Origin of the sequence: Blautia sp. HCP3S3_C12 (genome assembly GCF_052064155.1) — a bacterium.
Taxonomy (GTDB): Bacteria; Bacillota; Clostridia; order Lachnospirales; family Lachnospiraceae; genus Blautia_A.
Map to the genome: position 1 here is coordinate 183,338 of NZ_JBQHWC010000003.1, position 13,586 is coordinate 196,923.

At 40.4% G+C, this 13,586-nt stretch carries 13 protein-coding genes; 3 read left to right on the forward strand and 10 right to left on the reverse strand.

Annotated elements, in window-relative coordinates:
• Positions 1-72: 72 nt before the first annotated feature.
• Positions 73-972, forward strand: a complete 900-nt coding sequence (locus ACTNDS_RS04850) for a DMT family transporter (RefSeq protein ID WP_441034251.1) — start codon at positions 73-75, stop codon at positions 970-972.
• 160 nt (positions 973-1,132) lie between these two features.
• Here ACTNDS_RS04850 and ACTNDS_RS04855 read toward each other — a convergent pair whose 3' ends face one another.
• The 6 genes from ACTNDS_RS04855 to ACTNDS_RS04880 all read right to left on the reverse strand — a co-directional run bounded on the left by ACTNDS_RS04855 (position 1,133) and on the right by ACTNDS_RS04880 (position 7,672).
• Positions 1,133-3,178, reverse strand: a complete 2,046-nt coding sequence (locus ACTNDS_RS04855) for a Sip1-related alpha-galactosidase (RefSeq protein WP_441034083.1) — start codon at positions 3,176-3,178, stop codon at positions 1,133-1,135.
• Between the two features lie 32 nt (positions 3,179-3,210).
• Positions 3,211-3,417, reverse strand: coding sequence for a hypothetical protein (locus ACTNDS_RS04860; RefSeq protein ID WP_026649642.1), 207 nt, complete (start codon positions 3,415-3,417; stop codon positions 3,211-3,213).
• Positions 3,414-4,574: a glycoside hydrolase family 27 protein gene (locus tag ACTNDS_RS04865; RefSeq protein WP_441034086.1), complete on the reverse strand. Its 1,161-nt coding sequence runs from the start codon at positions 4,572-4,574 to the stop codon at positions 3,414-3,416. Before ACTNDS_RS04865 ends, ACTNDS_RS04860 begins: the two co-directional genes overlap by 4 nt.
• Complete coding sequence (locus tag ACTNDS_RS04870) at positions 4,575-5,408, reverse strand: carbohydrate ABC transporter permease (RefSeq protein WP_441034088.1); 834 nt, start codon at positions 5,406-5,408, stop codon at positions 4,575-4,577.
• 15 nt (positions 5,409-5,423) lie between these two features.
• On the reverse strand, positions 5,424-6,251 hold the full coding sequence (locus ACTNDS_RS04875) for a carbohydrate ABC transporter permease (protein ID WP_441034090.1): 828 nt from the start codon (positions 6,249-6,251) through the stop codon (positions 5,424-5,426).
• A gap of 143 nt (positions 6,252-6,394) precedes the next feature.
• On the reverse strand, positions 6,395-7,672 hold the full coding sequence (locus ACTNDS_RS04880; protein WP_441034092.1) for an ABC transporter substrate-binding protein: 1,278 nt from the start codon (positions 7,670-7,672) through the stop codon (positions 6,395-6,397).
• Positions 7,673-7,972: 300 nt separating this feature from the next.
• Here ACTNDS_RS04880 and ACTNDS_RS04885 point away from each other — a divergent pair, with 300 nt between their 5' ends.
• Positions 7,973-8,848, forward strand: coding sequence for an AraC family transcriptional regulator (locus tag ACTNDS_RS04885; protein WP_441034095.1), 876 nt, complete (start codon positions 7,973-7,975; stop codon positions 8,846-8,848).
• Between the two features lie 190 nt (positions 8,849-9,038).
• Here the strand turns inward: ACTNDS_RS04885 and ACTNDS_RS04890 are convergent, their stop codons facing one another.
• From ACTNDS_RS04890 to ACTNDS_RS04900, 3 genes are all read right to left on the reverse strand, one after another.
• Entirely contained in the window at positions 9,039-9,419 is a 381-nt protein-coding gene (locus ACTNDS_RS04890; RefSeq protein WP_441034097.1) for a metal-dependent transcriptional regulator, read from the reverse strand.
• Positions 9,420-9,450: 31 nt separating this feature from the next.
• A complete protein-coding gene (deoD, locus tag ACTNDS_RS04895) occupies positions 9,451-10,155 on the reverse strand; it encodes a purine-nucleoside phosphorylase (protein ID WP_173744107.1) in 705 nt (234 codons plus the stop codon).
• A 101-nt stretch (positions 10,156-10,256) separates the two neighbouring features.
• Complete coding sequence (locus ACTNDS_RS04900) at positions 10,257-11,561, reverse strand: amidohydrolase family protein (RefSeq protein WP_441034099.1); 1,305 nt, start codon at positions 11,559-11,561, stop codon at positions 10,257-10,259.
• Between the two features lie 108 nt (positions 11,562-11,669).
• Here ACTNDS_RS04900 and ACTNDS_RS04905 point away from each other — a divergent pair, with 108 nt between their 5' ends.
• Positions 11,670-12,569: a PfkB family carbohydrate kinase gene (locus ACTNDS_RS04905; protein WP_441034101.1), complete on the forward strand. Its 900-nt coding sequence runs from the start codon at positions 11,670-11,672 to the stop codon at positions 12,567-12,569.
• Positions 12,570-12,663: 94 nt separating this feature from the next.
• Here the strand turns inward: ACTNDS_RS04905 and ACTNDS_RS04910 are convergent, their stop codons facing one another.
• Complete coding sequence (locus ACTNDS_RS04910; RefSeq protein ID WP_019160689.1) at positions 12,664-13,584, reverse strand: ABC transporter permease; 921 nt, start codon at positions 13,582-13,584, stop codon at positions 12,664-12,666.
• Positions 13,585-13,586: the final 2 nt, after the last annotated feature.

The window sequence follows — 13,586 nt, forward strand, 5'->3', positions numbered from 1 at the left end:
CGTTTATTCATTTTTGTCTTATCCGCTTATACATTATCAGGAAGGATTATTTACATCATGCAAAAACAACAGATACCTTTAAAAAATTCACTGCTTCTGCTCCTCACGGCAACTGTATGGGGAATCGCATTTGTCGCTCAGAGCGTGGGAATGGATTATGTGGGTGGCTTCACCTTTAATGCAGCCCGTTCCCTGATCGGATCCGCAGTGTTAGTTCCATTGATCTTTGTCTTTGGGCAGAAAAACAGCTCCGGCGATCCATCCTCTGATACATCAGTCTCACCTTCACAGAATCGAAAAGATCTGATCGCCGGCGGCATTATCTGCGGTATTTTCCTCTGCCTGGCAAGTAATTTTCAACAATTCGGCATTAAATATACAACTGTAGGAAAGGCAGGTTTTATCACTGCCTGTTATATTGTGATCGTGCCAGTGCTCGGACTGTTCCTCGGAAAAAAATGCAGTAAACTCATATGGGCTGCTGTTGCAATGGCTCTGGTCGGTCTTTATCTTCTGTGCATTACAGATGGTTTCTCCATCGGAAAAGGTGATATGCTCGTACTTATATGTGCATTTTTATTTTCTGCACACATACTGGTCATTGATTACTTTTCACCAAAAACAGACGGCATAAAGCTTTCCTGCATTCAGTTTCTGACCTGCGGAATCCTCTCCGGCATTCCTGCACTAATATTCGAACATCCGGATTTTTCTTCCATTCTTGCCGCATGGAAGCCAGTCCTCTATGCAGGTGTCATGTCCTGCGGTGTGGGCTACACTCTTCAGGTCATCGGACAGAAGAACATGAATCCGACTGTGGCATCCCTGATCCTCAGCCTGGAATCCTGCATCTCTGTCCTGGCCGGATGGATTATCCTCGATCAGAGACTAAGTACAAAAGAAATCCTTGGATGCGTCATTATGTTTGCCGCAATTATCCTCGCACAGCTTCCACAGAAACAATCTGCATAATATCGTGAAAATTCATCAGGTCCAAGTATAAATCCAGTTTATGAAAACAAAAACCGCCTTGATATTGATTATTAATTAATCAGTAGTCGGCGGTTTTACATAATTATGCACTTAATTATAAGAGAATAGTTTTAAGTTCATCAGCAAAAGTCTTAATTGATTATACTGTTGTTGGATACTCTATTTCCAACATCATATTTTCATCTGAATCTTCAAGTACCAGCTCATAAACAAATCCATTTTTCTGTACTTTGTCTGTCAGATCTTTGCCATTTATCGTCACTTTTTTAATCTTTTTCTCTGTGAGCCAGACAACATTCCCTGTTTCTGTAATTTTGAAAGAGGTTATATTTTCTTCGTTTTTCTGCGTTTCTACTGCAAGAAATCCTGTATATTTTTCAACAAGTCCAAGACATGCGAAAGGTCCATCATTCGGGAGAAGTATATAGTAAGCATATTCTCCTGCATCTAACGCAATCTGTTTTTTCTGCCCTCCACACAGAACTTCAGCATTTTTTGAAAAATAATTATATAACCAGTATGTTTTAGTATCATCTAATTCCGAAATATCTTTTGCAGAAATAACAGTTTCCTGTTTTTCTTTTGTTAGATTAAAAGCGGTAATGACACCACCAAACTTATTGCCGGACCAGATACCAACATTCTGAAGTTTTAGAATTCCTATCTGTAATGGATTTGTAAAAACAGTATCTTCCGTTGGCTTAGCTGCTCTTTGCATCAAAAGAAGTCTTCCATTTTGATAACAAAGCTTTTTAACCACATCCGCATTTGTCTCTCCGATTCGGTCACTGAAATATACCGGTCCTCCGCTGACTGCACGCAAAAGACTGTGTTTTACTGCATCCGGATGCATGGTCCAGAACATATCCCAGTCACAATGGTAGATTTCATTATGATATAAGGCATTATATGCATTCTGAAGAAGATGTTCTGCAAAACCACCTTCACGATTTGGAACGAAATCATCGCTGTTTCTGGAAACACCTGTACTTGGTCTAGCAACAATACTTTCCATGGCCATGCCCATACAGTTGATGACATTTCCATTCATCACTTCCGCACCTTTGTCCAGCTCACGATTCATACCTCTTGCAGCACTTGCAGTTGGCTGATCCTGCTGGAAATAGATTGGAACAGCACTTTGTCCATCTACTTTTACAAAATCAATCTGCTGCTTTTTTAACAGCTGATACCAGTTGCGATAAAATCCGGCTCCATTTACAGGATTTGGGACAAGTCTTCCATTTACAGTGGCATATAAATGGTTATTTTCCAGTTGTGCGAGTTCACTATCAGGATCTACACCTGCCCAGTATCCCCCTAATGCATGCCATACACCAAACCATGAAATATTACTTTTCTGCTTGATATCTGTAATCAATGCATCAAAACCATTTGGGAATTTTTCTTTATCCGGTTCATATGCACAAAGCATATCATCTCTGCCGTTCATCCAGCCATCATCAAAAAGCATCCATCTTACAGGAACTTGTTTTTCAATCAGTTCTTCAGCTTTTGCGCGAAACTTTTCTTCGTTGATTTCTTTATAAAATGCATCCCAGCTGCACCATCCAATATACTGCAGAAATTCTGGAAAAGTGCGTTCTTCTCTCAGTGGAATACCGAAAGCTTTGCTCAGGTATTGAAAAATTTTTCTGATTGCTTCCTCTAACGTATTTCCGTCTGCAATCAGATAAACGGGTTCATCCAGTTCTCTGAGACCGCCAACACCTGCCTCCATCTTCAGGTACATTCTGTTCTGGGCTTTCCCACTACAGACAGTTGTTTTAAAAATTTTTCCAACCATTGGAAGAAAACATGAGTAATGATCATTTTGTCTGCAAAAAATAATCTGTGTTTTTTCTGGCACTTCATTTATTTCAGTAATAAAAGCGGGTCTTGTCCACCATTCATTAAACATGTACATGCATGTCATTTTTTCGGGAATTTCATCAAGTTCAAGTGCAATCTGTATTGGTGCATCAAGTGCCAGCCCCGTCATATCCCATGTGTCTTTGCGGGAAATATTTAATTTTAAGCTTCCGATTCTGCAGCCTTCTTGTTCCTCTTCAGTAAAGCAAATCTGGTAATTATCTTTGGTGCAAATTTCTCCTGTCGGAGACAAAGCAAAGTGTTGTTTTTCATTCAAACAATTAATCTGAATATTAGACTTCATACATCTCATAGTTATTCTTCCTATACCTGATAATTTCCGTGTCACTGTTTTGCAAATAATACACAGATGCCACTTTTATGATACATTTCAATAATATGCTCTAGATGTTCCCGTGTGCAGGAAAGATACTGTGCCTGGCAATCCAGGCACATATATTTCCTTGAAGCGATTCCGTAAAGCTTACGGTGCAGTGCAATCTCATCTGACTGTAAATTTTTCTGACATTTCATGCACAGATAATCACTCATTCCAATTCTCCTTCTGGAACTACTTTACATCGATAAACACTACATCCGTGTGACGGAACTGTCTTTGCAAATACTTCTTTCTGAATTCCAAGATCCTTATGATTAATACAGTCATAAAAATTCAAATTGCATCTGGAATTGAGAGAGAGTCCGATATCCCAAAAATCAACAGCACATTTTTCCGGAACATCTCCCATGTTGAAAAATGCAATTGCAAGGTCACCGTTGCTTAAGAATTTTACCAGAACATGCACTTCCGGACTATTAGACTCACAATGAACCTCATAAGACTGGCGGCATTCGATATCCTGATTGATTGCAATCAGATCCTCATTAAGCAGGATTGCTTTATCCTGTTCCGAAATTTTTCTGATATCACATCCGATCATTAATGGAGAATTCATCATTGCCCATAATGCAAAATGTGTCTGATATTCCTCTGTGCTGCATCCGCCAGCAGCAATATACTCATTGCCACCTGCTCCATGCATTCCTACAACCAGCATATCCATATCATTATGGCAATATGGTGCAGAGTATGGCATTTTATCTAACTGGGATAATGCAATATCTTTGATAGAGTTCCATGAATCATTGATATCTTCTGTAGACCGGAACAGATGCGCACCTGTAGATTTTATCCAGTTATAAACATCATAAAATCCCCATTCACAGGCTGAGAATACAATGTCACGACCGCAATTGGCAAGCGCAAGACCCATGCGACGATATAAGGTCTGTACATCCTGGCGCTGCGGTTTAAAGCAGTTGTCATATTTCAGAAAATCTACTCCCCACTCAGCAAATTGCTTTGCATCATCATATTCATGTTCAAAGCTTCCCGGATAATCTGCACAGGTTCTGGTTCCGCAGCAGCTATACATACCAAACTTAAAACCATTTGCATGAACATAATCAGCAACTGCTTTCATTCCGTGAGGAAATTTTTCAGGATCAGGTACCAGACGCCCATGATCACGCTGTTTCAGACTCCAGCAGTCATCAATTACAATGTACTCATAACCTGCTTTCTGGTAGCCCATTGCCTTCATCTGATCCACAATTTCAAAAATCAGCTCTTCATTAATATTTTCAGTAAATGTATTCCAGGAGTTCCATCCCATTGGTGGAACCGCACACATATTTTTTCGATTCATTTATAATTTTCCTCCTGAGGTCGCAATTCCTTCTACAAACTGTTTCTGGAAAATAAGATAGAGAATTAACATAGGCAAAACTGCCATTACCGCCCCTGCCATGATTTGCGGATAATTATTTGTAAACTGTCCCTGAATTTTTGATAAAGCTGCTGTCAATGTTGTTGCATCGGATTTCGGGCAGACGATCATTGGCCACATCAGGTCTTTATAAGCAAATAATGCAGTAAAGATACCAAGAGATACCAGAGAAGATCTGGTCAGCGGAAGCATAATATAAAAGAACTGTTTTGGTATGGAACAACCATCCAGTTCCGCTGCTTCTTCCAGGGATTTTGGCAGGCTTTGATAGCTTTGCTTGCAAAGATAAGTGCCGAATGCAGTGACAATACCAGGAAACAGCAGTGCGAACTTCGTATTCAGCATATGCATATTTGATACCATCAGATACTGTGGAATAATGAAAATCTGTCCAGGCACCATCATCTGAATCAGGATCAGAGAAAAGAAAAACTTTTTAAATGGAAAATGCAATCGCGCAAATGCATATCCTGCAAGTGTAGCAGTCATGCAGGCGCATACAACACGCAGAAAGATTGTGATCAGGGTATTTTTATAAAGTATCAGGAAATTGTAGGATTTCCATACTTCGGAAAAGTTTTCAAAATGCCATCCGTTGTGTGGGAAAATCAAAAACGGATTAATGGAGATTGCTTCACTTTTTGTTTTTAATGCGGTCAGTATCATCCATGCAAATGGAATCAGCATGATCAGTGAACCTGCAATCAAAATAATATGTATGATTAATGAAACGGTTCTTTTTTTTTCTGTCATATCTTTTTCTCCCCCTTATTCATAGAATACCCATTTTTTCTCAGATTTCTGAAGAATAATGGTCAATATTCCAATGATACCCATAGTGAAGATAACGATTGCTGCACCGTATCCACGGTTGGACTGCTCAAATGCGTATTCATAGAATAGATAGGTAATAGTTTTGACTGAAGGCCATGCACGGCTTGTCTGATCCATGATCATAAACGGAAGGTCGAAAAGCTGAAGTGCTCCAATTAGACCAGTCTGTAAAACGAAGAAGATCATTGGTGAAAGAAGCGGAACAGTGATATATCGGAATGCCCGGATACCAGTGCATCCGTCCATCTGTGCAGCTTCATAATAATCTTTTGGAATATCCTGAAGGCCTCCGAGGAAAAGAATCATATTATTTCCCAGAGCACCCCAGACACCAACGATAACTACAGAAAGCATTGCAATCTTGGGGTTTGTGATCCAGTTGATTTTTACATTCAGAAGGTGGTTTAAAAGACCATAATCCTGGTTATACATCCATTTCCATACCATGGCGATTGCAGCTGGCGCACAAACCATAGGAAGGAAAAATATCATACGATAGACGCTACGGAATTTCATTTTTCTGTTCAGAAATACTGCCAAGACAAGAGGAATGATTAATGTTAACGGAATGCTCAGCAGAGAATAACGGATAGAATTCCATAAACATTTAAAAACTTCCGGATCATGAAACAGCTTTGTATAGTTTTTTAAACCGATCCAGACATTACCGATACCAAAATCACCTGTCTTGCAGAAAGATTGATATGCAACCTGAATCATCGGATAGTAATTCAATATTAATAAACCGATGATTGTTGGCATAATAAACACAATTCCCCAAAATGCCTGTGATTTTTGACGACGTGTCATCTTTTTTTCATATCAGACTCTTCCTTTCTAAAAAGCTTGGCAAGCGGATATTTGCAATCCGCTTCGCCACTTGCTCATAACGTGTCTTCTGAATATTATTCTTCAGAAATTGTTTCGTTCATTTCTTCCGCACACTTTTTCAGAATAGTTTCCATCTGATCTGGTTCATTCCATGCTTCTACAAGTGCATCCGATACATCAGATTCCCATGTTCCGGCACTCTTTGAATATGGACGAAAAACCAAAGTTCCTTTTTCTTCGATATCAATAAAAGGAGAGATATCCATTCCATCATAAGCATTTGCGAATTCACCGGAAACACCTTTATACGCAGCCATTGTTACGCCTAATTCAGCCTGCTTTTTCTGTCCTTCTTCAGAGCAGAATTCAGAAATCAAAGACCATGCAGCATCTGGATCCTTAGTCTGGGAATAGGCAGCCCATCCGAGTCCATTGTAGATAGAGCAACGTTCTTCTGATTCGCAGGTTCCATTTTCGTTTCTGTCAGTATATGGCAGCATAGCCCATGCATAATCAGATGCATGATCAGCAGTATAGAAGTTGTTTATACACCAGGATCCCTGACAGATCATACCAACAAGACCTGAAAGGAACATAGTGTCACCACCGGTAGATGCCATTGCATCCTGAGAAGGGCAGGCTGGAAGAATTTTGTCGCCGACAAACTTCATAGCTTCGATGGTAGCATCTTCGTCATATCCTGATTTGGTTTTATCTGATGTAATAACTTCTCCACCATAAGAATAAATGATGTTGTACCAGGTATCCTGATTGTTACTTACATTACAGTAAGTTCCATATACTCCATCGTCAGCACCTTTATCTGTGATTTCCTGAGCAGCCTCTGCGAAGTCATCCCAGGTCCAGTCTTCGGACGGATATTCAACACCATATTTGTCAAAGATTGCTTTGTTATATACCACTGCGATAGTGTCATGATCTTTTGGAATCGCATAGTGAACTCCGTCTTTTGTATACAGTTCTGTGATTCCGTTAAAATAGTTGTCCATATTGATTGCGTCATCGCTTTCAATATAATCATTCAGATTCAGAAGAATATTGGAACCTTCAAATTTCAGTGCATTGTTAGAATGCATCCAGAAAACATCTGGCATTTCACCACCAGAGACACCAGCTTCCAGCATTGTCCAGTAGCTGTCCCATCCGAGTACATCAAATTCAACCTTATATCCATTTTCTTCTCCCCATTCATCTGCAATCTGCTGAAGTCCGTCAAGCTGGTTGTTATCCCAAATTGCTACGGTAATGGTTTTTTCTGCAGCATTTACACAAACAGTCTGACTGCCAATTACAGTTGCTATCAGTAATAAGGTTGTGAGTTTTTTGTTCATAATATATTTTCCTTTCACTTTGAAATGTTTTTTTGTTATAAATGATACGTATCTTCAAGTTGAATTTATTATATATTATTATTTACATAACAATGACATAAAAAATCTAAAACATGCTATAATTCACATATAAGATTTTGATAAAATCATGTTAAAAACAGTATGGTTTTTTTTGACTTTATATGTTAAAATCAGATATACTTTTTTGAATTTTATATGTCATAACCAACTATTTTCTCAATTGGATTTTTTGAATTTTTTCGAGTATCTGTTTATAAAAAATCAGGAAGGAGAGTTTCTATGGTAAATGTTAAATATATGAACAGTCAGGAATATCGTAGTCTGGAAGATTTAAGCCTTTCTTCTATGGAACTGGATCTGGTTCATATGGGAAAAGAACAATGCCTGCCATACCATGCCTGCTCCGCAACCAGAGAGGAATATATTATTCATTTTGTTATATCGGGAACTGGCTTTTATTCAGTGGAAGGTGTTACTTATTCTATTAGTCCGGGGCATATGTTTCTGATTTCTCCTGGTGTTCCAACAGTATATTGTGCGGATGTCAATGATCCATGGAGTTATATGTGGATTGGATTCAAGGGATTGCGTACAAACGCGATTTTAAAACAATGCGGATTTTCGAAAAATCGTCTTGTTTTACCCTCTCCAGACAAAGATAAACTTCATCAATGTTTTGATGAATTATTTGACCACGTTGTTCAGGATTATGCAGGAAGCCTGTTTCGAGAAGCTGCGCTTTTGAAGCTTATGGCATTACTTGTAAGTACTCATCAGGAATTTCTGAAGCAAGAACGCGTCCAGGATGATTATTTAGGAAAAAACCAGCATCTGGATGCTGCAATAGAATATATCAATACTCACTATATGAAAGATATTAGTGTTTCAGATATAGCAGAACACATTGGAATTTCTCAGGGGTATCTGAACCGTATTTTTAATGAGCGTGCAAACATGACAATCCGAAACTACTTACTGGAATTTCGGATGTACAAAGCGGCAAACCTTCTCGTAGGAACAAATTTATCTGTAAAGGAGATTGCTGACAATGTCGGATATACAGATCAGCTCGTCTTCTCAAAGGCGTTTAAACGACAGTTTGGATTAAGTCCTAAGAATTACCGCACATACCGGTATTCGCTTGAAAACCTTTGATAGAAGAATGGATTATGTCTTCAAATTCAATTCAGATTTTATTTCAAAACGTCATCTGGGAAAGTTGAGTTAATAATAATATTGTTTGCAATTTGGCATTCGAAAATAATATTGCATATTATGACGTTGAAAACAACATATACAAAAAAACGGGAGAAATCATATAAACAGATTTTCTCCCGTTTTTTATTTATTCAACTTCCCCCATCACCTTGTGGAAATGCTCTTTTATCTTTGAAAAACTCTCATCACTGAGATCATGCTCCAGCTTACACGCATCCTCTCTGGCCACCTCAGGATTCACCCCAAGACGCTCCAGCAAACTGCTAAGTACTCTGTGACGTTCATAAATATGGTTTGCAATCTCAGCCCCCTTATCCAGAAGAGTAACCGTACCATACCTGTCCATAGCAATATACCCATCTTCACGAAGCAGCTTCATGGCATGGCTTACACTGGGCTTGGAAACACCAAGCATGGTAGCAATATCAATAGACCGAACTGCACTGCCCTGCTTCGATAGCATTAAAATTGCTTCCAGATAATCCTCCGCCGATTTTCTGATCTGCATTCAAATACCTCCCATATTATATATCCGGATATCAGATTCCCAACGCAATTTCCATCATCTTATTAAAGGATGTCTGTCTGGCTTCTGCTGAAATGGCCTCATCTCTGAAAATATGGTCAGAGATAGTCAGAATTCCCAGAGCCTGCTTTCCTGCTCTCGCTGCATTCATAAACAATGCTGCACACTCCATCTCCGCGCAGAGAACTCCCATTTTTCTCCATGCAGCAGATGAATCCGGATCATCACTGTAAAATACATCAGATGAAACTACAGATCCTACATGAACCGGAGTTCCCTGCTCTTTGGCAACCTCTACTGCTTTTGCCACCAATTCATAGCTTGCAGTAGGAGCAAAAGTTCCCGGCAGTTTGTACTGGCTTCCATAATTGGAATCTGTGCATGCACTCATGGCAATCACCACATCCATCACATTTACATCATCCTGCAGGGCGCCTGCAGAACCAATACGGATAATCTGCTCCACATCATAGAAATTGTACAGCTCATAGCTGTAAATACCCATAGACGGCATACCCATACCGCCTCCCATTACAGAAACCTGCTGTCCCTTATAAGTTCCAGTATATCCAAACATATTTCTTACGGTATTAAAGCACACCGGATTCTCCAGATAAGTTTCTGCAATATATTTCGCACGAAGAGGATCTCCCGGCATCAGAACCTTTTTTGCAATATCTCCTTTTTTTGCAGTATTGTGTGGTGTTGGAATAGACATAATATTTCCTCCTTTAGTTTATTTTTATCACATTATTTCTGGTCAACATACTAAGTACATTTTACTGCACTTTATCCAATCTTACAAACAAAATTTCAATGTCAATAAGCAACCTGCGCTTTTCCTTTTCCGCGCTCTAACAGAGCTTTCTGCAGTCGGACAGCTTCTTGCATCAGAGTTTTGGTATCTATTTTCAGCTTTCCGTTATATTTCAGAAATTCCCCGGCAACCATTGTATATTTTACATTCTGGCTGTTACTGCTGTAGAGAATAGCCGAAATCGGGCTATAGAATGGAAAAGTATCCGGCTGATACAGATCCCAGATCACCAGATCTGCAGGAGCCCCTTCTTTCAGTCTGCCACTTCCAAAAGGAAACGCCTGATGGCTTGCCATAAGATGCTGCCATATTTCTGTTGCTGTATAAGCTGCTGAATTTCTCTCCTGATATTTTCCCATCAGGCCAAACAACCTTGCCTGTTCCACAGGATTTAACGTATTTGAACTTGCCGCTCCGTCTGTACCAAAACCATAATTCAATTGTTTATAATAATCGAAGAATCCACCCTTACCGGAAGCCAGCTTCATATACGTTTTGGGGCAGAAAGCAAACCAGGTATCATCCCTCAGGTATTTCAGATCCTCTTCCTCGATCCAAAGTCCATGACCGATCAGCACCTTACAGTCAAATCCCCCTGCTTCATAAAGAATTCCAAAAGGAGTCAGCCCTGTCTCTTCTCTGGCCTTCTCCACCTGCACATCCTCCTCTGATACATGGAGATGGATAGGCAGATTCAGTTCCTTTGCTGCATCAATGATTTCTTTCAGCGTAGGTGATGGGCAGGTATAATTGGCATGGGGTCCCATATGGAAAGAAATCCTGTCTGAATCGTTTCTGTGTTCCTGGATAAATGCTTTTACCTGTGCCAGACGCTCATGGAAATCCGGCGTCATCCCAAACAAGGTAGGCGCCAGGTCTCCCCTGATCCCTGTCTCCTTTACAGCCTTCAGCACCTGTTCTTCTCCAAAATAATGATCTGCAAAAACAGTTACCCCATTATTGATCATTTCTGCGATTCCCATCAGGGTTCCCACATAAATATCCTCATCTGTCATCTTGCTCTCATATGGCCATATCATTTCATTAAACCAGGCATCTGCCGTAACATCCTCAGCAATTCCCTTAAAGATATTCATGGCAGTATGGGTATGCAGATTTGCCAGTCCCGGACTGACATAATATTTACTGCAATCAATTGTCTCATCCGCATGAATGGATTCTGTGTCCTCTGCTGCAGGCAGAATTTTCAGGATTTTCCCTTCCTGCACATATACATTCTGATTCAAAATACAATTTGCTTCTTCATCCAAAAGCCCTGCATTTTTTAATAAAACTGTTTTCTCCATAATGAAATCATCCTTTCTATATTGCCAGTAAACCCGGATTGTGATAGCATATTCTCCGTAAGTCAGAAGAAAAATATTTTTAATTTTGACCACTTTAAAGGAGCTATCATGAAAAAAGTACTGATTATCGGATCTACTGTTGTAGATATTATTGTAAACCTTGTGGATTCTTTACCCAAAACAGGAGAGGACGTCCACATCCGCAGCCAACACATGTCCCTGGGAGGATGTGCCTATAATGTCTCGGACTCTGTCCGCCATTTCCAGGTTCCCTATATCCTCTTTTCCCCTGTAGGACAGGGAGTATACGGTCACTTTGTCAGGGAAGAGCTGAAGAAACGCGGGATTTCAAGCCCCATTCCATCCCCTGATGCGGAGAACGGATGCTGCTACTGTTTCGTAGAAAAAAGCGGGGAAAGAAGCTTTGTCTCCTACCATGGCGCGGAATATCTTTTTGAAAAAAGCTGGTTCGACCTGGTAGATGTGTCTGAAATCGATTCTGTATATATCTGCGGTCTGGAAATTGAAGAAAAAACCGGTATCAACATTGTTGAATTTCTAGAAAAAAATCCCCAGCTCACTGTATTCTTTGCCCCCGGTCCAAGACTTACAGTCATTGATCCCGCACTTACAGAACGAATCTATAAGCTCTCTCCTGTCCTCCACCTTAACGAAACAGAAGCCCTTGAGGTAAGCGGTGAAGCAAACATCAGCAAAGCAGGTGCTTATTTATACCGAAAAACCCACAATACTGTAATCATCACCCTGGGTGAGAAAGGCTGCTATTATTACAACGGAAAAAAAGAAGAGATCATTGCCCCCATTCCTGCCATCCAGGCAGATACCATCGGAGCCGGAGATTCCCACATCGGATCTGTGATCGCCTGTCTGAAAAAGGGAGACAGCATCCCGGTCGCCATATCCAAGGCCAACCGTGTTTCTTCTGCTGTGGTTGCCACATCTTCCGCACTTCTGCCGGATGAAGACTTTCGGAAGCTGAATATTTAGAGTTCAATACACATCAGGCAGAGTCCGCCATCCGCAGCTCTGCCTGTATTTTTTATAATCTATTATAACTGCAGATGCACCTGACAGTTATCTTCTATTTTCCACTGAGGCGTTCTTTTTTCTTCTTCTGTCCATAATAATAAACTCCCAAACCTACCAGAGTGGTAAGATATGGTACCATCAGGATAATCTCATAAGGCATCAGTGAAGTCAACTGCATAACATTTGCAACTGCCTGGGCAAGGCCAAAAAGTAAGGATACCAGGAAACCTCCAACAGGAGTATCACCACCCATACTGGATGCAGCCAGTGCAATAAAGCCTCGTCCACCGGACATGTCTTTGGTAAACATATTCATATAACCGCCGGAAAGATAAAAACCTCCCATAGAAGCCAGTACACCACTAATGATCAGCGCAATATACTTAATCTTTCTGGAACTGATTCCTACCGATTCCGCTGCATTTTTATTTTCTCCTACTGCCCGGATTGCCAGACCAAGAGGAGTCTTATACAAAAACAGATGAAGCAGGATCACAGCCAGAATCGCCAGCCAGGTCAGTACATTCTGCCCGGAAAGTACACTTCCAATAAAAGGAATCTTCTCAATCAGGGGCAGGGTAACCGTAGGTGCCGATACACTTCGGATTGAGGAAGAAACGCCTCTGTCTCCCGAAAAAGCAACCATGATCAGAACCGTACCTCCTGTTGCCGTCAGGTTAATAGCAATCGCTGCCAGGATTTCATCCGTCTTCAGATTCAGGATAAAGAATGCCAGGATCATACCAATCAAACCGCCAATAACCATTGTGATCAAAAGTCCCAGCCACGCACTATGGGTAAGGGATGAAAAGATTACCCCAAACAATGCAGAGAACAACATAATGCCCTCAAGTGCCATGTTACAGATACCGGATTTGGCTGCAATTGCAGATGCCAGTGTGGCAAACAGAATCGGAGTTGCAGATCTTAAAATCGTAGAAAAGAAATCCGGTGATAAAATTGCTTTCCACATAC

Coding starts and splice junctions, on each gene's coding strand:
- ACTNDS_RS04855 (WP_441034083.1), bottom strand. CDS start 3,178: ATGAGATGTATGAAGTCTAATATTCAGATTAATTGTTTGAATGAAAAA.
- ACTNDS_RS04860 (WP_026649642.1), bottom strand. CDS start 3,417: ATGAGTGATTATCTGTGCATGAAATGTCAGAAAAATTTACAGTCAGAT.
- ACTNDS_RS04865 (WP_441034086.1), bottom strand. CDS start 4,574: ATGAATCGAAAAAATATGTGTGCGGTTCCACCAATGGGATGGAACTCC.
- ACTNDS_RS04870 (WP_441034088.1), bottom strand. CDS start 5,408: ATGACAGAAAAAAAAAGAACCGTTTCATTAATCATACATATTATTTTG.
- ACTNDS_RS04875 (WP_441034090.1), bottom strand. CDS start 6,251: ATGCCAACAATCATCGGTTTATTAATATTGAATTACTATCCGATGATT.
- ACTNDS_RS04880 (WP_441034092.1), bottom strand. CDS start 7,672: ATGAACAAAAAACTCACAACCTTATTACTGATAGCAACTGTAATTGGC.
- ACTNDS_RS04885 (WP_441034095.1), top strand. CDS start 7,973: ATGGTAAATGTTAAATATATGAACAGTCAGGAATATCGTAGTCTGGAA.
- ACTNDS_RS04890 (WP_441034097.1), bottom strand. CDS start 9,419: ATGCAGATCAGAAAATCGGCGGAGGATTATCTGGAAGCAATTTTAATG.
- deoD (WP_173744107.1), bottom strand. CDS start 10,155: ATGTCTATTCCAACACCACACAATACTGCAAAAAAAGGAGATATTGCA.
- ACTNDS_RS04900 (WP_441034099.1), bottom strand. CDS start 11,561: ATGGAGAAAACAGTTTTATTAAAAAATGCAGGGCTTTTGGATGAAGAA.
- ACTNDS_RS04905 (WP_441034101.1), top strand. CDS start 11,670: ATGAAAAAAGTACTGATTATCGGATCTACTGTTGTAGATATTATTGTA.
- ACTNDS_RS04910 (WP_019160689.1), bottom strand. CDS start 13,584: ATGTGGAAAGCAATTTTATCACCGGATTTCTTTTCTACGATTTTAAGA.